Genomic DNA, 18,612 nt, shown 5'->3' with positions numbered 1-18,612 from the left:
ATGTACCGCATAGACAACGCCCAGCAGGGCGAGAAGTACAACACCATATTTAGCCGCACGACCCCGGCCCAACGGCGCAAGCGCAACGCTCGCAGTCGCTTTCGCGCGCGGTTTCTCTTGGGGCTCTATCTGTTTATGATGATCTTGCCAATTTACTGGCTTATCAACATGTCGCTGCAAACCAACAGCGAGATTTTGGGCTCGATGACGCTATGGCCCCAAAACCTAACGTTCGATAACTACATCGGTATTTTCACTAACTCAAGCTGGTACATGGGTTATGTGAACTCGATGTTGTATGTAGCGCTCAACATGCTGATCACCATCTGTGTGGCGCTACCTGCCGCCTATGCGTTCAGCCGTTACCGCTTCATCGGCGACAAGCACCTGTTCTTCTGGCTGCTCACCAACCTGATGGCACCGCCTGCGGTGTTCCTGCTGCCCTATTTCCAGCTCTACTACTCGGTAGGCTTGTTCGATACCCACATTGCCGTGGCGTTGGCCCACTGCCTGTTCAACATTCCGTTGGCCATCTGGATTTTGGAAGGTTTCATGAGCAGCGTGCCGAAAGAGATCGATGAGACGGCCTATATCGATGGCTATAGCTTTCCACGCTTCTTCATCAAGATCTTCATCCCTATGATCCGTTCCGGTATCGGTGTGACGCTCTTCTTCCTGTTCATGTTCTCGTGGGTCGAGCTGCTGCTGGCTCGCACGCTAACAGCGACCGATGCCCAACCGATTGGCATGATCATGACACGGACCTCCACCGCGTCGGGTATCGATTGGGGCACACTGGCCGCCGCCGGGGTGCTGACCATCGTGCCGGGCATTTTGGTGGTGTACTTCGTTCGCAACCATATCGCCAAGGGCTTTGCCCTGGGCCGCACCTAAGGAGCACCGTTATGTCTTGGATGGTATGGACGACACCGACTGCCATTTTCTTTTCATCCATTGCAGCGATGCTAGCAGGGATGACGCTGTGGGAGATCTTATCCCCCACCGTCGAACGCAAGGGGTTTCTACCCATTAGCACCACCCGCGGCGACCGGCTGTTCATCGGCCTACTCTCCGCCGCGTTTATTCACCTGGGGGTGATTGGCTTCACAACGCTATCCATTTGGATAGCGCTGGCACTATCAGCGGTATGGCTGCTGGTGTTGATGCGCTGGGGCTAGGCCAACGGCTTTCTCAGCGGATGTACGGCGGTATCAAGGACGCTCACGTCATCAAGGAAGAGCACAACAAAACGAGGTCAATATGCGTAATAACAAGTTCAAACTCACTACCCTCGCCGCTAGCCTAATGCTCGCATCGGGAAGTCTCATGGCAGATGACCACGACGCGCGGGCCATAGCGGAGCGCCTGGTAGACGAGCACTTCCAAGACTCGACGCTCAGCCGCGAGGAGCAGATCGAAGAACTACTCTGGTTTGCCAAAGCGGCCGAGCCGTTCCGCGGCATGGATATTCAGACCGTAGCCGAAGGCCTGACAACGCACGTGTATGAAAGCGAAGTGCTCGCTCCCGCGTTTAGCGAGCTGACCGGCATCAACCTGACCCATAACATCATTGGCGAAGGTGACGTGGTCGACACCATGCAGAACCAGATGCAGTCGGGCAACAGCATCTACGACGGCTTCGTGAACGACACCGACTCCATCGGCACCCATATTCGCTACGGCACTACCATCAACCTCAGCCAAGCGATGGAGAACGAGTGGGCGGACTACACCCTGCCCACGCTGGACCTGGACGACTTCATCGGTTTGCAGTATGGCACCGGCCCCGATGGCAGCCTCTATCAGCTCCCTACCCAGCAGTTCGCCAACCTGTACTGGTTCCGTTATGACTGGTTCCAGCGTGAAGACTTGCAAGAGCAGTTCCGTGACATTTACGGCTACGATTTAGGCGTGCCCACCAACTGGACCGCTTATGAAGATATCGCCGAATTCTTTACCGAGCATGTCGGTGAGATCGACGGTACCAAGGTATACGGGCACATGGACTACGGCCGCCGCGACCCCTCTTTGGGTTGGCGCTTCCACGACTCCTGGCTCTCCATGGCAGGCATGGGTAGCCCCGGCGTGCCTTCCGGCAATCCGGTGGATGACTGGGGTATTCGTGTCAACGAAGAGAGCCAGCCGGTCGGCGCAAGCGTCAGCCGGGGTGGCGCGACCAACTCACCTGCTTCCGTCTTCGCCATGCAGAAAGCCGTGGATTGGCTGCGTGACTTCGCGCCACCAGAAGCACAGGGCATGACCTTTGGTGAAGCTGGCCCCGTGCCCGCCCAGGGCCATATCGCTCAGCAAATCTTCTGGTATACCGCCTTTACCGCCGACATGACCGACCCATCTGTTGCCGTGACCGACGATGAAGGCAATCCGCTGTGGCGCATGGCGCCTTCCCCCACCGGCCCCTACTGGGAAGAGGGCATGAAAGTGGGTTATCAGGACGTAGGTGCCTGGACCTTCTTCGACTCTACGCCTGAAGATCGCCGCACGGCCGCTTGGCTGTTTGCCCAGTTCACCGTGGCGAAAACCACCTCGCTGGAAAAACTGATGGCGGGCCTAACGCCAATTCGCGAGTCGGACATCTTCTCCGAGCAGATGACCGAAATGGCACCCCGACTGGGCGGCCTGGTGGAGTTCTACCGCAGCCCCAACGAGTCTAACTGGACCCCTACCGGCACCAACGTACCGGACTACCCACGCATGGCACCGCTGTGGTGGCAGAACCTGGCACCGGTGATGAGTGGTGAAGTCACGCCCCAAGAAGGCCTCGACAAGCTCGCCGCCGACATGGACAACACCATGAACCGCTTGGCACGGGCCAACGTCTTCGACAGCTATGCCCCGGTGCTGAACGAAGAACGCGACCCGCAGTACTGGCTCGACCAGGAAGGCGCACCCAAAGCGAAGCTGGATAACGAGATGCCGCAAGGCACCACCGTTCCTTACGATGAAATGATGGAAGCATGGATGGCGGCTGGCACCCGCTAAGACCTATAGGGCGGGCGACAGCCCGCCCCTTTTCCGTGGTGTCATCAGCGGCGGGCATTGTTGCCCTCTCCACTCGTTGAGACCGCAACCGACACGGGGCTTTTTCTTAATTAATTGGAACCGCTATGAAACTGCGTAACCGTAATGTCGAGAAATTGCACACTGATGACTTTGACGCACTGATTATCGGTGGCGGCATCAATGGTGCAGCAACCGCCGCTGCTCTTGCGGGCAAAGGTGCTAAAGTAGCCCTAATCGACCGTGGCGACTTTGCCGGCAGTACCAGCATGCACTCCTCGAACCTGGTTTGGGGCGGCATCAAATACATGGAAAGCAAAGACTTTGCGCTGGTACGTAAGCTCTGCAAAAGCCGCAACCACTTAATCAAAAGCTACCCGTCTACCGTTCAAGAAATTCGTTTCCTCACCACGATTACACAAGGTTTCCGCCACTCTCCGCGCTATTTGTGGGCGGGCACTTGGCTTTACTGGCTCATGGGCAATGGCTTTACCAAGCTACCGCGCCTACTCTCGCCCAAAAAGATCAAGCAAGAAGAGCCGATTATCGACATTGAAGGTGCCGTTGGCGGGTTCGAGTACTCGGATGCTTACCTTCATGATAACGACGCTCGCTTCGTGTTCAACTTCGTGCGCCATGCGCTCAATTACGGTGCCGTCGCTGCCAACTATGTCGAATCGCTGGGCGCTGAGCGTGAAGGCGACGTGTGGGTGACCAAAGCCCGCAACGTAATGGATGGCAGCACCTTCAATATTCGTTCCAAAGTATTGATCAACGCCGCTGGCCCCTGGGTCGACCAGCACAATGCCCTGACGGGGCAAAAAACGTCCCACCAGCACCTCTACTCGAAAGGCATTCACTTGATCGTGCCGCAGTTGACCGACACCAAGCGGGTGCTGGCGTTCTTTGCCGATGATGGGCGGCTCTTCTTCGTCATTCCGATGGGCAACCGCACCTGTGTCGGCACCACCGACACCCATATGGAGCACCCTGAGGTCGACGTCACCGCCGACGATATCGCGTTCGTTTTGGAAAATATCAACAAGCGCCTGACGCTCGACAAACCGCTCACCCAAGCCGACATCATATCGACGCGCTGCGGGGTACGCCCTCTCGCCATCAAGGCCGACCAGGGCAGCGACCGCGACTTCCTGCAGCTATCGCGCAAGCATGTCATCGATACCAATGCAGAGAGTGCCCATATCAGTATCTTTGGCGGCAAGCTCACTGATTGCCTCAACGTGGGCGATGAAATTGCCGAGGAGGTAAAAGCACTTGGCGTGGCGCTCAGCGATCCTAACTTTCACTGGTATGGCGAGCCGCCCGAGCCGGTGAAGCAGCAGTTTATGGATCAAGCCAAGCGCATGAACCTGGATGCCATGACGGCGGCTACCTCTTCAGAGCCGCTATCCTCAAGACTATGGCGACGTTATGCAGAACAGGCGATTCCCATGCTTGAGAAAATTCGCCAAGACCCTTCTGAAGCCGATATTTTGATCGAAGGCACCGAGTACATCCGCTGCGAACTCGAGCACGCGCGTGACCATGAGATGATCACGCAGTTGGAAGACTTCTTACGCCGCCGCGCCAAGGTGTCGCTGGTCGTTCACCATGAGCAGCTGCGCCAGTCGCCAGGCCTCAAAGAGGCCTGTCGGGTCCTCTTTGGCGAAGAAGCAGAAGAACGGTTTACCACCTACTTCAAAGAGAATCGTGATACGTCTCGGCCGCCGGTTGAAACGCTCTCTTAAACAGAAGCGATCATCCTAAAACGTCACTCTTGCTCACATAAAAATCCCCCTGCTAACGCAATAGCAGGGGGTATTAATATCGTGAGTAAGTGTGTTAAGGCATCACTCTTCGTGTTCGACGAGCAGTTGAGAATCGCCCGCTAATACCTCATCCCATGCTTCTTCCAGCGTACAGCCTGAACGACTATCAATGGTGTCGATAACTTCGACGGCATGTTGGAGCGACTCACGATTGCTCTTCAGCGCCAATACTAGCTTGGCTAAATCTTGCTTGCTGAAAGAGCTAGCGATACGGTCGGCTTGTTGGCTCAATTCGATGCAGTTCATGGTTAGTCCCTCATGGTATGGTCAGCCGCTGCTCGTTATTATTTGATACTTCGTAATGAATAATCGGGCAGCCATCTTAATTAACGACGAATGGTGACATTGCTACTCATGCTGGGCCGGGTAAGTGCCCAGTTCGGTAACTGCGAAACGGTCACAAGCGTTACAAGACCTTCGCCTTAAGCGCCCTGGTAATACGACAGCGCCTCGGTATGTAGCAAGGATGAGTGCGACGTATCGGGATAACAAAACACCGCCCTGATCCATGACTTCACTATGGTTCACGGCTGCCATGCTCACAATGCATCATTGGCAGCAGGCTGGGTTGTAGTTTGACTACATAACCCCCATTGAAGCGCTATCGATGACGTAGACTTTCAAGCAGAGAGTTAAACGACTGTTTTAAAAGGGTAGAAAAAAATCAATGGAGAAGAACTAACACGTCTTTAAAAGATAAAAAACGTCTGCTCATTAAAAACGAATGCAGTTTACTCCTAAATAACGATTTCTCTATACGACCAAGGACGATGGCTTCGTTAAAAAACCGCCATAAAAAAACGCCGCTGTTTGACAGCGGCATCTTTTATGGCGCTTCGCGGCGGCGTTGTTTACGTAGAGCGCACACGGGATACCGCATCCAACCAGCCCTGGTAGAGCTTCTCACGGGTCTCCTCTTCCATGGTGGGCGTAAAGCTGCGCTCGCAACGCCAGAGCTGCTCGATCTCCTCTAGCGTGTCGTACCAGCCAAGACGTAACCCTGCCAAGTAAGCCGCCCCAAGGGCCGTCGTTTCCAAAATGGTCGGACGGTCAACTTGGACATTGAGCATATCGGCCAAAAACTGCATGACCCAGCTGTTTTTCACCATACCGCCATCCACACGGAGGTTACCCGGTGACGCTTCCATATCATCGTTCATGCAGTGCTGCAGGTCGCGGGTTTGATAACACACCGCCTGAAGCCCCGCCGCGACGATTTCGGCGATGCCAGTGTCACGCGTCAGGCCAAAAATAGCGCCACGGGCCTTAGGGTCCCAGTGCGGGGCGCCCAGGCCGGTAAACGCAGGCACCAAGTAAACGCTGTGCCCGCTGCGGGTTTTCTGGGCCAGTGCTTCGGTTTCCGAGGCATCCGCAAACAGATTCAGACCATCTCGCAGCCACTGCACCGTGGCGCCTGCTACGAAAATACTCCCCTCCATGGCGTAAGTAGGTTTGCCGTTGATACGGTAGCCAATGGTGGTCAGCAGGCGATTACGCGATACCGAGGCTGTTTCCCCGGTATTCACGATCATGAAACAGCCGGTGCCGTAGGTGCTTTTACCCATACCAGGTTTGAAACACGCCTGCCCGACCAGCGCCGCCTGTTGATCACCCGCGACGCCTGCAATCGGCAGCGGCGCGCCCAGCCAGTGGGCCTCGACCGTGCCAAAATCATCGCTGGAATCGTTCACCTCGGGGAGCATATTGGCGGGTACATCAAATAGCGCCAGCAGTTCCTCGTCCCAGGTTTGGTCATGAATGTTGAACAGCGCCGTGCGCGAGGCATTGGTGGCATCGGTCACGTGACGTTTACCATCGGTCAAACGCCACATCAAAAAGCTATCGACGGTGCCGAACGCCAGCTCGCCCCGGGCAGCACGCTCGCGGGCGCCCTCGACGCAATCGAGAATCCAGGCCAGTTTGGTGGCGGAAAAGTAAGGGTCGATCAATAGGCCAGTTTTCGACTGTACTAACTCAGTATGCCCCTCGTCGCGTAGCGCCTGACAGCGCTCGGAGGTGCGACGATCTTGCCAAACGATGGCGTTGTACAGCGGCTTGCCTGTGGCGCGATCCCACACCACCGTGGTCTCACGCTGGTTGGTAATGCCGACCCCATCCACTTGCTCGGGGGTTATCTGGGCTTTGCTGAGCACTTCCCGGCAGGTCGCGATCACCGATTCCCAGATATCTTCCGGGTCGTGTTCGATCCACCCATCTTGTGGGAAGTGTTGAGGAAACTCTTGTTGGGCAACTGCCGCAATTTGGCCTTGGCGGTCAAAAAGAATGGCGCGGGAGCTGGTCGTGCCTTGATCGATGGCGAGAATAAAGGAGGACATAGCGCATTCACTTTGTTGTAGGTTCTTTCGATTTTGTCTGTTTTGTTTCGTTTTATTATCATCAGAGGCTACTCTAGGCGCCTGGAATGCTCAAGTATGAAACTCTGCCACCTTAGCCAAAGCCTGAGCACTGTCGTGACAGGCGCTAAGCAATGTGCAGCGCCACATCGTGCTGGTTGAGCAGTCGCTGAATCGCCTCGGGGGGCTTACGATCGGTAAACAGCGCATCCAGTTGGGAAATGTTACCTTGGCGCACCACTGGGTTTCGGTGGAATTTCGAGTAGTCTGCGGCTAAATACACCCTTCGCGAATTGGCAATGATCGCCTGGGCAACGCGTACCTCTTGGTAGTCAAACTCCAGAAGCGAGCCATCCTCGTCGATGCCACTGATCCCGATGATTCCGTAATCCACTTTGAACTGATTGATGAAGTCGATGGTGGCTTCGCCGATGATCCCGCCATCACGGGAGCGCACTTGACCGCCCGCGATGATCACCGTGAAGTCCTCTTTGTGTTGCAGAATCGCCGCCACATTGAGGTTGTTGGTAATGATCTCCAAACCTTGGTGCTCCAGTAGCGCTTGGGCGATCATTTCATTGCTGGTCCCGATATTGATGAACAGCGAGGCATGATGGGGGATATGCTGTGCCAAGCAGCGGGCAATGCGCTCTTTCTCTTCGAGGTGCAACGTTTTGCGGGTGCTGTAAGCCGTATTGACCGTACTTGACTCGACCCCGACACCACCATGTACGCGGCGCACGCGACCTTCGTTGGCCAGAGTGTTCAAGTCTCGACGAATGGTTTGTGGCGTGACCGCGAAGTGTTCGGTGAGCTGTTCGATACTCATATAGCCGTGCTGGCGAACCAGTTCGACGATGGCATCCTGGCGATACTGTTGATTCATTAGCCCGGCCTGTTCGATATTTATTGGTCTATGTGCGTAATAGATTAGCAAAATTTTCGGAATCTAATAGCGCGAACCACGAACAGGCCGGAGCCCAGCGCTCCATTGATCTTCTACAGGGGCCATACCCACAATATGGCTGGGATGGCCGTGGCCATGACCACCAGCGAGAGTGGCAGTCCCAGTTTCCAGTAGTCGCCAAACCGATAGCCCCCCGGCCCTAACACCAGCGTGTTCGACTGGTGCCCAATGGGCGTTAAAAACGCACAGGAGGCGCTGACGGCCACCACCATCAAAAACGGATCGAGCGAGGCGTCGAAGCCGTTGGCAAGGCTCGCCGCAATGGGCGCCATGAGCAGCGCCGCCGCGGCGTTGTTGACCACGTTGGAGAGCAGCATGGAGAGCAAAAATAGTCCCACCAAGGACACGACGATCGGCCACTCCACGCCAAACCGTAGCAGCGCCTCGGCGATGATATCTGCACCGCCGCTGGTCTCCAGCGCTTCACCCACCGGCAGCATGGCGGCCAGCAACACGATCACCGGCCCGTCGATGGCCTGGTAGCCATCACGCAAGGGCAGCACGCCGATCAATAGAGACACCAGTGCGGCGCTGCTCATGGCGACGGCAGCAGGCAGCAAATCGAGCAGCATGGCCACGATTGCCAGGGCGAAAATCCCCACTGAAACGGCCAATTTGCGCGGCTGTCCCAGGTGAAGCTCGCGGTTGGCCAGCGGCAAACAACCCAGCGTCGATAAACTATCGGCGATTTCGTTTTCGCTGCCCTGCAATAGCAGCACGTCGCCGGTTTGAAAACGAATGTCGCGCAGGCGCTGTTTCAAGCGGCCACCGTCACGGGCTACGGCCACGAGGTGCAGGCCAAACTGATGGTTGAGACGTAACTGGCGCACGCTGCGATTGATCATCATCGAATCGTTGCGCACGACGGCTTCGATGAGCTGCAACCCTTCGGTATCGACCGGCTGACGTTCATCGTCTTTGCCTTCATCATCGCCCTTTGACTGCCCCTCCTCAGGCTCTTCCGGCTCGGCAATCGCGCTCAAGCCCACTTTATCTTCCAGTAGTTTCAGCTCGTCGGGACCCGCTTCCAACAGCAGAATATCGCCCTCGCGAAGCACGCCATGAAACTGATAGCCTGCTCGACGGTTGTCTTCACGTACCACCGCCAAGACGGGAATGGTTTCCTCCAGTTCGTCGCGCAGCTGCTGCAGGGTAAGCCCGTTGGCTTTGGAATCCTCGGTCACCTTCAGCTCGACCAAGTAGTTGGCGGTATCGAACATATCGTCCGTAGCGGCTTGGCTATTGCGCTTGGGCGTCAATCGCCAGCCCACGATCACGATAAACATCAACCCCACCAGTGCCACCGCGACTCCCACGGGCGAGAAACTGAACATCCCAAAATTGTCGCCAGTGATATTGCCTCGGTAGGCGGAAATAATGATATTGGGTGGCGTGCCAATCAGCGTGGTCAGACCACCCAACAGAGAGCCAAATGCCAGCGGCATCAGCAGCAATGAGGGAGATGTATTGTGTTCACGGGCAAGGCGCATCGCCACCGGTAACAACAGCGCCAGTGCGCCGACGTTATTCATCACGCCAGAAAGCACCACCACGGTGCCCACCAACACGAGTAGCTGTAGCATCAAGCGCTCACCCACTTTGAGCACCTGATTGGCAATGACATCCACCACGCCAGAGCGCTCGAAACCACGGCTTAACACCAACACGGCCGCCACGGTAATCACCGCTGGATGGCCAAAACCGGAAAACGCTTCATCGGCAGGGACAAGGCCCAGCATCACCGAGCCTAGCAACGCCGCCAGGGCCACTAAATCGTAACGAAATCGCCCCCAGATGAAGGCTGCCAGCGTGAGTCCCAACACGATAAACACCAGCGTGCTGGGGGTCAGTCCTAAACTTTCCAGAGTCATCAGAGCGCCATCTCCCTATGTGATACCCACCGCTCTCCCGACGAGGAAAGTGCAGCGTACTGAGCGACACATTAGACGATGACTATACGAACGTACAAGCTCTGGCAAATCAATATCGCCACGAACTGCCAGTGGTAAGACGCGGGTTAGCGTTTCATACGTGCCATCAGCCGCTCCACGGCTCGAAGATGCTCCGGCTCGTTATGACACATGCCTTGAAAAACGGCACAGACATCCAGAAAGGCTCTCAGCTCCATATCCGGCGCCATTTTCATTAGCCGTTTAGTCAGACGTGTCGCCTTGGGCGGCTGAGCCGCAATGCGTTGGGCATGGGCCATCGCGGTTTCCATAAGCTGTTCGGGCTCGACCACCTCCAGCACTATGCCGTAAGCAAACGCCTCCTCGGCACTGATCACTCGGCCAGAGAGCGTCAGTTCGAAGGCACGCTGATAACCAATCTGCCGCTGCATGAACCATGCCCCGCCATCACCGGGAATGATCCCCAGATTGAGAAAGGTCTCCCCAAAGCTCGCCTTGCGAGAGGCAATACGCATATCCGCCATATTGGCCAAATCGAATCCGGCACCGATGGCCGCACCATTGACGGCGGCAATGATGGGCACTTCGACCTTATGGAGTGCCAGCGGCATCCGCTGAATGCCCGTGCGGTAGCGCTCGGCGACTTCCGCCACATCCCCCGCAAAATCGCCGCCGCGCTCGGCCATGTCTTTTACGTTTCCACCGGCACAAAACGCACTGCCCGCTCCGGTAATCAACAGCACCGATACCTCCTGGCAGCCATTCACCCAGGCGGCGGTGGCGACGATGTCGTCAACGAGTGCGGTGCCCGTTAAGGCATTACGCACGTCGTGGCGATTAAGGGTAAGTGTCGCCACACGATTATCTAGAGTGAGAGTGGCATCGGTTAATCCGGGTAATGGTTGGCTCATGGTTGGCGCTCCACAATGATTCGGGCATCGACGATGGCATAGTTAGCGGCACAGTGGCCTTTTGGATAGGCAATCACCGGGTTCAAGTCTAGTTCGCAAATCTCCGGGTAGGCGTCCACCAATTGGGATACCTGCATCAGCAGTGACACCAGCGCCTGCTTATCGACCCCAGCCGCCCCGCGCACTCCCGCCAGCACTTTTTGCGCTTTAATTTGATCGACCATGGAGCGTGCGTCGCGCAGGGTCAGCGGCAGCGAGCGGAAGGCAACGTCCTCTAGCACCTCCACGAAAATGCCGCCCAAGCCAAACATCAGCACCGGGCCAAACATCGGGTCGCGCAGCATGCCGATAATCACCTCGACGCCTTTCTCAGCCATGGGCGTGACCAGCACGCCCTCTATCTGGGCGTTCAGGTCGTAAGCCTGGGCGTTTGAGTGAATGGCCTGAAAGGCATCGCGCAGTGCGGCGTCACCCACTAAGTTGAGCTTGACCCCGCCCGCGTCGGATTTATGCAAAATGTCTTTTGAAACCACCTTCATCGCCAGCGGCGCTTTTGCGGCTTGCTCGGCGATCTTGGCCAGCTCTTCCTCCTGGCGTACCAGCCACTCGGTAGGGACGGTAATGCCGTGCTCCGCCAGCAGAGCCTTTGCTTCAAACTCCAATAAATCGCGCCCTTCCGCCTTGGCCGCTTTTAGCATGGTCTTGCCTGTTTCCGATGGCGCGGCGGGCGCTATCGTCTCTTGTGCCTGTTGGCTGGCCAGGTACTCTCCTCGCTCACCTAGGGCAGCAAGCACGCGCACCGCATGCTCAATCGAGGAATACACCGGCAAACCGGCTTCGTGTAGACGGCGCAACGCAGGCGGTTTGATCGGCGCATAAAGGCTGTAAATCACCAGGGGTTTCTCGGAGGCTTGAGCAAGCTCTACCATGCGCTCTGCGCCGCGCATCTCGTCGCCCATCAGTGATTCTGCAAAACGCAGGCTGTACCCGCCGAACATGCCCACCAGAAAGACGCTATCGACGCCTTCATCCGCCATCAACAGCTCGATGCAGCGTGCAAGCAGCGAAGGGTTAGCATCCGAGGAGCCTGCCACGTCCACCGGGTTAAGGGTAGATGCCTGAGGCAGTAACACCTCGCGCAGTGCAGAGCGAGTAGCGTCAGAAAGCTCGGCCAGTGTCAGTCCCGCTTCCGATAACCGGTCGGCGGCAATGGTGGCTTGGCCACCGCCGTCAGAAATCACCGCCACGCGCTTACCGGGGGCTTTTTGGAGCCGCCCCAATCCTTCCGCCACGGGCAGGATTTCATCGGAGTACTGCACCACGCTAACGCCTGCCTGGCGCAACAAATCGACGGTCATTTGGTAGCTACCGGCCAACGCACCGGTATGGGAGCTGGCGGCTTTTTGGCCCTGCTCGGTGGCACCGGATTTATACACCACCACCGGCTTCATGGCGGTCACGTCACGGGCCACTTTCAGAAACTGCTGCCCATCACGGAAGCCCTCCACGTAGAGCGTAGCCACGCGAGTGTGCTCGTCCTCCCCTAAATAGCGCAGGTAATCGTTAAAGCCGATATCGCTCTGGTTGCCAGGACCAACGTAGGTGCTGAACCCCACTTGCCCGTTATGCTGGGCTTCCAGCGCAAGAGAGAGCAGCATATTGCCGGACTGAGACACAATGCCGATATCCCCCGGCTTGACGTTATCCAGCGCCAGCAAGTTAATTTGGTGGTGCAGGTTAAACATGCCAGAAGTGTTTGGGCCGATGATACGCACGCTGTGGGCACGGGCGATCTCCATCATCTGTGCCTCCAGCGCTGCCCCCTCTTCGCCGGTTTCGCCAAACCCGCTGGCCAGAATGACCGCCCCTTTCACCCCCCGGCGGCCACACTCGGCAATCAGCGCAGGCACGCTGGCCGCAGGCGTGCATAGCAGCGCAAGCTCAGGGCGGCCCGGCATCTCGGTGAGTGAAGGCCACGCCTGCACGCCTAAAATGTGATCGGCTTTGGGATTGATGGGGTAAATATGTCCCCGGTAGCCGCCATTAATCAGCCCAACCATGGCTTTGTAGCCCCGTTTGGTGGGGTCTGCAGAAGCGCCTACTACGGCAATGCCAGAGGGCGCTAAGATATCATGCAGCGGGCTGCGCAGTGGAAGATGGCCTTCGAGAGTATTCATTGCGTGACCTGTTTGACAAAGAAGTGCGTGACGGAGTGATACCAAGCTAATTCAAAAGGGCCGAGATCATTGGCCCTGGAAATTTGGCGCTCGCCGCTCGGCAAAGGCATCGACCCCCTCTTGCCAATCATCGGTCGTGGAACAGGTAAACACCGCGTCCAACTCCTGTTGAAGCTGGCTCTCCATGCTTGTATGGGTACTGCGGTTGACCAGCGGCTTTAACATCGCCATGGACACAGGCGCCTGCTTGGCCAGCCGTTCAGCAAGCAGCTGGGCTTCGGCCATCAGCTGCGTTTGCGGATAGCTCGCCAGCGCTAGCCCCATCCCGGCGGCTTCAGGCCCATAAAGTTTGTCACCTAAGTAGAGCAGGCGGCGGGCCTGGGTAAGCCCCACCAGTTGGGGAAGCAGTTTGGAAACGCCGCCACCTACGCACGTCCCGATACTGGTTTCTGGAAAGCCTATCTGCGCGTCATCGGCCATGACGACAAAATCGCAGGCGACGGCCATTTCCGCGCCTGCCCCCAGCGCATAACCGTTCACTGCCGCCACCACCGGCTTACCGAGCTGGGTGATGGCCTCGCATACGTCGTTACCCAGCTGCAAATAGCCCCGACGCTGAAACAGCGTGCGCGCGGCACTGCCGTGGGCTTTCATATCGGCCCCCACACAAAACGCCCGGCCTTCACCGGTCAGCACCAGCGCCCTAACCTGAGGCGACTGCTGTGCTATTCGCAGCACATCCAGCAACTCTTGATAGAGCGCCTCAACAACGGCGTTGAGGCGCTGCGGGCGATTCAGTCGTACGGTCATTACGCGGGCATTTAAACTCACCAGCAGCGTTTCATAATTGGGCAGCGCAGTAGCGTCAGCAGGCATGGTGCTTTTTCTAACCTCCTCGGAACAGTCGTCAAAACTCAACGAAACGCTTGTTTCTTTATTTAAAATAAAAAGAAACGAATGTGTTTTTTTTGAACGATAAAGTAGTCGCGGGGACGCCGTCAATACATCTGTAGCAAAAACATTTATAATTGGTACAAATGTTTTATTTTCCATGAAAGAGGGTGCCATGCCAGACAACGCCACTCACGCCATCAGCCTGGACAGCATTCACCTGCAGCTAGCCGAGAGCTACGCAGCGCTTAGCCCACAGCTCAAGCGTGCCGCCAGCTATGTGCTGGAACACCCTGCAGAGATGGCGTTTCAGTCGATCCGCAAAACGGCTCAGGCAGCATCCGTCACTCCCTCCACTCTGGTCAGGTTAGCCAAGCGGCTTGGGTTCGAGAGCTACGAGCCATTTCGGGAAGTGTTTCAATCGGCAGTGCAAGCAGCGCCGGTGGAGCTATCCGGCCGCGCCAGCCAGTTGAAGCAGCAGCACCGAAAACCAGAAGCGGCGCTGTTTGCGGAGGTAGGCGACGCTGCCTTCGATAATATTGGCAGGCTGTTTACGGCGGATAACCAAACGCGCGTCAAAGAGGCCGCCGAGCGAATCTTGGCCGCACGGCGAGTCGCCGTGGTCGGGTTTCGAGACACCTTCGCCTGCGCGTACCACTTTGCCTACGTGGGGCGCATTGCGATGCCGGAAGTGACGCTCATTCGCGGCCAGGAGGGAGGCTTGCTCACCGAATTGGCCCCGTTCAATGAGCAGGATGTGGTGGTGGCGTTTGGCTTTGAGCCCTACTGCGCCGAGACGGTGAAGGCGCTGGAAATTACCCGCGCCAACGGCGTTCAAGCCATCGTGATTACCGATACGCTGCGATCGCCACTCGTGCCGGGTGCCTGCATGACGTTTACCGTCGCCAACGCCACGCCGCACTTTTTCCCGTCGATACTGGCGTCGATTACGCTCAGCGAAGCGATTCTAGCGGAGTGCGTGGCATTCGGCCCCGACCAGCTGGTCGACAACGTGACCCGTTTTGAGAGCCGAATGCGTCAGTTGGGTGCTTATATCGATATCGAGTAAGTGTCGATATCGAGTAGGTATCACGGCAACAGAATCGTAGAACCCGTCGTTTTACGGCTTTGCAGCGCATCCTGTGCCTTGCCAGCCTCTTGTAGCGGGTAGCGGTTAGCCACGTCGATGTGAATTTTTCCGCTTTCGATCATGCCGAAGAATTCGTCGCACATCATTTCAAGGCGCTCACGCGTGTCAGCGTAGCCGTTCAGGCTCGGGCGCGTGACGAAAAGCGCGCCCTTCTGGTTCAGAATACCGATGTTCACGCCATCGACGGGGCCAGAAGCGTTGCCAAAGCTCACCATCAACGAGCGGGGCTTCAAACAGTCCAGCGACATTTCCCAGGTATCTTTACCGACGGAGTCATAAACCACGTCGCACATCTCACCCTGGGTGAGTTCGCGTACGCGCTCCACCACATTTTCCTTGGTGTAGTCGATCGTCGCCCAAGCGCCGTTGGCCATGGCAAGATCGGCTTTTTCTTGGGAGCTGACCGTGCCAATCAGCTTGACGCCGAGCGCTTTGGCCCACTGGCAAGCAATGGAGCCCACGCCACCGGCCGCCGCGTGGAACAAAATGGTCTCACCGCCCTTGAGTGCATAGGTTTGGCGCAACAGATACTGCACCGTTAGCCCTTTCAGCATACTGGCAGCGGCAGTGTCGAAATCGATAAAGTCAGGCAATTTGACGACTTTAGCGGCAGGCAGCGTGTGCAATTCCGCATAAGCACCCAGCGGGCCTTGGGCATACGCCACACGGTCGCCGACTTTGAGATGCGTCACACCTTCGCCGACGGCATCCACCGTGCCAGCGCCCTCCGTTCCCAGCCCAGACGGCATGGCAGGCGCGGGATATAGCCCCGTGCGGAAATAGATATCGATAAAGTTGAGCCCCACCGCTTTATTGGCGATACGCACTTCACCGGCGGCGGGGGCAGCCGGTTCGACCTCCACCCACTCCAACACCTCGGCACCACCGGTCTTGGAAAACTGGATACGCTTAGACATTCATGAGACTCCTGTTATTAATTATTGGACATACCCTGGACGCTATCCAACCGCGTTGGGCACATTAAATCAAGTGATTAGCCCGCTAAACCGACACACGGCTGTCATGGCTGCGTGCTAGACTGTGCCAAAAATGGTGATCACTCCGTTTATCAGCCACCACACACGGACTGGACATGACGCATCCTGCTATTTCTGTTCCTACGCTTATTGCCCATCGAGGCTACTCAGCGGCAGCGCCTGAAAACACCCTAACCGCCGTCCGTGCGGCCCAACAAGCCGGTGCCACCTGGGTAGAGCTGGATGTGCAGCTATTGAAAGACGATACACCCGTCATCTGGCACGACAGCGATGTGAGCCGCTGCTCGGATGGTCGAGGAGAGCTTGCCAACCTCACGTGGCAGCAGGCCCAGCAGCTCGATGTAGGCCGCTGGTTTGGTGATCGCTTTGCCGGAGAAAAAATGGCCAGCCTGGAGACCATGCTCTCCCTGCTGAACGAGCTGGAGATGGGCGTTAACCTAGAGATCAAGGTCAATAAAGGCCGTGACCCCATCCGCCTGGTGGATGAGGTACTGCCCGTCGTTTTAGAGGCTCTACCTCCCGAGCGGTTGGTGATCTCGTCGTTTGACTCGACCGCCCTTGCCCATTGCCGACACCACGCCCCTAAAGAAGCACTGGCACTAGGCGCCCTGTTTGGTAGTGTGCCCAAGCACTGGCGTGAGCAGTGTGAGGCGGTACAGGCGTTTAGTATTCACCCCCACTGGCCAAGGCTCAAGCAGACGCAAGCCGCTGCCATGTGCCGCGATGGCTACCAGATACTCTGCTACACCGCTAACGACCCCAGCGCTTTTGCCAGCCGCTGGTCGTGGGGCGTGACCAGTGCCATTACCGATGAGCCCGCCGCCTTTAAGCGATATTTAGATAATCGCCAACGTGCGGGCCAGTCTGCTTAACCTGCCATTTAAGGGAAATGATGAATTATCTGGGTGCTCATGTGAGTGCAGCGGGCGGCGCGGATCAGGCCGTGCTGCGCGCGGTCGAGATCGGTGCAACGGCGTTTGCGCTGTTCACCAAGAATCAGCGTCAGTGGAAGGGGAAACCGCTGACGGACGAGGCCATTGCCGCCTTCAAGGAGGCCTGTCAAGACCACGGCTTTGGCCCAAAGCAAATTCTGCCCCACGACAGCTATCTGATTAATCTGGGCCATCCAGAGTCAGAGGGGCTTAGAAAATCCCGTGCCGCGTTTCTAGACGAGATGCAGCGCTGCGAGCAGCTAGGGTTGACGCTGCTCAACTTTCACCCCGGCAGCCACCTGAACAAAATCAGCGATACCGAGTGTCTGTCACGTATTGCCGACTCGATCAATGAAGCGCTGGCGGATACCCAGGACGTGACCGCGGTGATCGAAAATACCGCAGGTCAAGGCACCAACCTCGGCTGGCGCTTCGAGCACCTGGCCGAGATTATTGAGCAAGTCGATGATAAAGCACGGGTAGGCGTATGCATCGATACCTGCCACGCCTTCGCTGCTGGGTACGATCTCCGCACCCGCGACGCAACACAGGCCACTCTGGATGAGCTTGGCAAGGTCGTAGGTTTCCAGTACTTGCGCGGCATGCACCTGAACGACGCCAAAAGCGCTTTTGCCAGCCGCGTCGACCGACATCACAGCCTAGGTAAGGGCAATATCGGACTGGACGCTTTTAGCGCTATCATGCAAGACCAGCGCATTCAAGGTATCCCAATGATTCTGGAGACCATCGAGCCCGAGATCTGGGCCGAGGAACTCAACTGGCTGCGCGATCAAATGCCCGACGCCGCGCCGGGCAAATAATGAATCACATCGTGAAAGCGTAATCGGCTCTCCGTGTTATTGCGCATGGCGTGGGGCCGGTCAGCAAAAAAACGCAGCCCCTCGCCAGCCCGCAGCGTTTGCCAGCGCTCATCAATGCGCAGCTCCATCTCCCCTTCCACTATCACGATGTGTTCCACCACGCCGCTGGCATGGGCCGATGATTCGCTGATCGCTCCAGGGGCAAGTTCGATCATGAACATCTCGAACCCCAGCAGAGGGTCGTAGGGAAACAGCAAGCGCGCCTGCATACCGGCGCTGTCATCACCCCAGACGGACTCTCGACCGTCTCGGTGTAGCTCACCTAACGCGGGTTTGTCATTATCGAACAGTGTCGAGAAAGATACCCGAAAGCCGCTGGCAATCTTCCAGAGCGTCGAAACAGTAGGGCTAGACTCACCGCGCTCTATCTGCCCCAACATGGCTTTACTCACCCCCGTTTCACCGGCCGCCCGGTCAAGGCTCCAGCCGCGCTCTTTGCGCAACTGACGCACTGTCCCCGCAATATGTGCAGCAATGGTGTGCGGTTCGATTGCCATTCCTCTCTCCTGTTTCAGGTCCTATTTCAAACCCTGTTCAAACCCTGTCTCAACCCCAGTTGTGCGCTATAGCGCACAGTGGTAACGTGGCGCTTGT

Annotated in this window: 16 protein-coding genes; 7 read left to right on the top strand and 9 right to left on the bottom strand. The window is 57.0% G+C overall.

What is annotated here, in order from left to right:
- The 4 genes from FHJ80_RS11750 to FHJ80_RS11735 all read left to right on the top strand — a co-directional run bounded on the left by FHJ80_RS11750 (window position 1) and on the right by FHJ80_RS11735 (window position 4,766).
- Window positions 1–894 carry a carbohydrate ABC transporter permease gene (locus tag FHJ80_RS11750; protein WP_139527354.1) on the top strand — a complete coding sequence of 298 codons (894 nt, stop codon included), beginning with the start codon at window positions 1–3 and terminating at the stop codon, window positions 892–894.
- A gap of 11 nt (window positions 895–905) precedes the next feature.
- Window positions 906–1,178: a DUF2160 domain-containing protein gene (locus tag FHJ80_RS11745; protein WP_044628030.1), complete on the top strand. Its 273-nt coding sequence runs from the start codon at window positions 906–908 to the stop codon at window positions 1,176–1,178.
- Between the two features lie 82 nt (window positions 1,179–1,260).
- Window positions 1,261–3,000: an ABC transporter substrate-binding protein gene (locus tag FHJ80_RS11740; RefSeq protein WP_139527353.1), complete on the top strand. Its 1,740-nt coding sequence runs from the start codon at window positions 1,261–1,263 to the stop codon at window positions 2,998–3,000.
- 125 nt (window positions 3,001–3,125) lie between these two features.
- Window positions 3,126–4,766 (top strand): glycerol-3-phosphate dehydrogenase/oxidase, encoded by a 1,641-nt coding sequence (locus FHJ80_RS11735; RefSeq protein WP_139527352.1) that lies wholly within the window; start codon window positions 3,126–3,128, stop codon window positions 4,764–4,766.
- 102 nt (window positions 4,767–4,868) lie between these two features.
- Here the strand turns inward: FHJ80_RS11735 and FHJ80_RS11730 are convergent, their stop codons facing one another.
- From FHJ80_RS11730 to FHJ80_RS11700, 7 genes are all read right to left on the bottom strand, one after another.
- A complete protein-coding gene (locus tag FHJ80_RS11730) occupies window positions 4,869–5,093 on the bottom strand; it encodes a hypothetical protein (protein ID WP_044628033.1) in 225 nt (74 codons plus the stop codon).
- A gap of 605 nt (window positions 5,094–5,698) precedes the next feature.
- Window positions 5,699–7,183, bottom strand: a complete 1,485-nt coding sequence (gene glpK / locus FHJ80_RS11725; protein ID WP_139527351.1) for a glycerol kinase GlpK — start codon at window positions 7,181–7,183, stop codon at window positions 5,699–5,701.
- 145 nt (window positions 7,184–7,328) lie between these two features.
- Window positions 7,329–8,087 carry a DeoR/GlpR family transcriptional regulator gene (locus FHJ80_RS11720; RefSeq protein WP_139527350.1) on the bottom strand — a complete coding sequence of 253 codons (759 nt, stop codon included), beginning with the start codon at window positions 8,085–8,087 and terminating at the stop codon, window positions 7,329–7,331.
- A gap of 113 nt (window positions 8,088–8,200) precedes the next feature.
- Complete coding sequence (locus tag FHJ80_RS11715; protein WP_139527349.1) at window positions 8,201–10,039, bottom strand: SLC13 family permease; 1,839 nt, start codon at window positions 10,037–10,039, stop codon at window positions 8,201–8,203.
- A 146-nt stretch (window positions 10,040–10,185) separates the two neighbouring features.
- Complete coding sequence (locus FHJ80_RS11710) at window positions 10,186–10,989, bottom strand: enoyl-CoA hydratase-related protein (protein ID WP_139527348.1); 804 nt, start codon at window positions 10,987–10,989, stop codon at window positions 10,186–10,188.
- Window positions 10,986–13,166, bottom strand: a complete 2,181-nt coding sequence (locus tag FHJ80_RS11705) for an acetate--CoA ligase family protein (protein WP_139527347.1) — start codon at window positions 13,164–13,166, stop codon at window positions 10,986–10,988. The genes FHJ80_RS11710 and FHJ80_RS11705 overlap by 4 nt, the downstream gene beginning before the upstream one ends.
- 66 nt (window positions 13,167–13,232) lie before the next feature.
- Window positions 13,233–14,042, bottom strand: coding sequence for an enoyl-CoA hydratase/isomerase family protein (locus FHJ80_RS11700; RefSeq protein ID WP_139527346.1), 810 nt, complete (start codon window positions 14,040–14,042; stop codon window positions 13,233–13,235).
- A gap of 190 nt (window positions 14,043–14,232) precedes the next feature.
- Between FHJ80_RS11700 and FHJ80_RS11695 the strand changes: the two genes are divergently transcribed.
- Complete coding sequence (locus FHJ80_RS11695) at window positions 14,233–15,126, top strand: MurR/RpiR family transcriptional regulator (RefSeq protein WP_139527345.1); 894 nt, start codon at window positions 14,233–14,235, stop codon at window positions 15,124–15,126.
- A gap of 20 nt (window positions 15,127–15,146) precedes the next feature.
- Here FHJ80_RS11695 and FHJ80_RS11690 read toward each other — a convergent pair whose 3' ends face one another.
- The gene (locus FHJ80_RS11690) at window positions 15,147–16,124 is read right to left on the bottom strand and encodes an NADPH:quinone reductase (protein WP_139527344.1); all 978 of its coding nucleotides are present in this window, start codon (window positions 16,122–16,124) and stop codon (window positions 15,147–15,149) included.
- 176 nt (window positions 16,125–16,300) lie between these two features.
- On the opposite strand from FHJ80_RS11690, the gene FHJ80_RS11685 reads away from it, so the two are divergent.
- Window positions 16,301–17,077, top strand: a complete 777-nt coding sequence (locus FHJ80_RS11685) for a glycerophosphodiester phosphodiesterase family protein (protein WP_139527343.1) — start codon at window positions 16,301–16,303, stop codon at window positions 17,075–17,077.
- A gap of 20 nt (window positions 17,078–17,097) precedes the next feature.
- Window positions 17,098–17,958, top strand: a complete 861-nt coding sequence (gene nfo / locus FHJ80_RS11680; RefSeq protein ID WP_139527342.1) for a deoxyribonuclease IV — start codon at window positions 17,098–17,100, stop codon at window positions 17,956–17,958.
- Here the strand turns inward: nfo and FHJ80_RS11675 are convergent.
- The gene (locus FHJ80_RS11675; RefSeq protein ID WP_139527341.1) at window positions 17,928–18,515 is read right to left on the bottom strand and encodes a helix-turn-helix domain-containing protein; all 588 of its coding nucleotides are present in this window, start codon (window positions 18,513–18,515) and stop codon (window positions 17,928–17,930) included. The two genes, nfo and FHJ80_RS11675, sit on opposite strands and share 31 nt — an antisense overlap.
- Window positions 18,516–18,612: the final 97 nt, after the last annotated feature.

Origin of the sequence: Halomonas sp. BL6 (genome assembly GCF_006228115.1) — a bacterium.
Classification (GTDB): Bacteria; Pseudomonadota; Gammaproteobacteria; order Pseudomonadales; family Halomonadaceae; genus Vreelandella; species Vreelandella piezotolerans.
The sequence above is the reverse complement of the archived record's forward strand: the minus strand, read 5'-3'. Positions and strand labels throughout refer to the sequence as shown.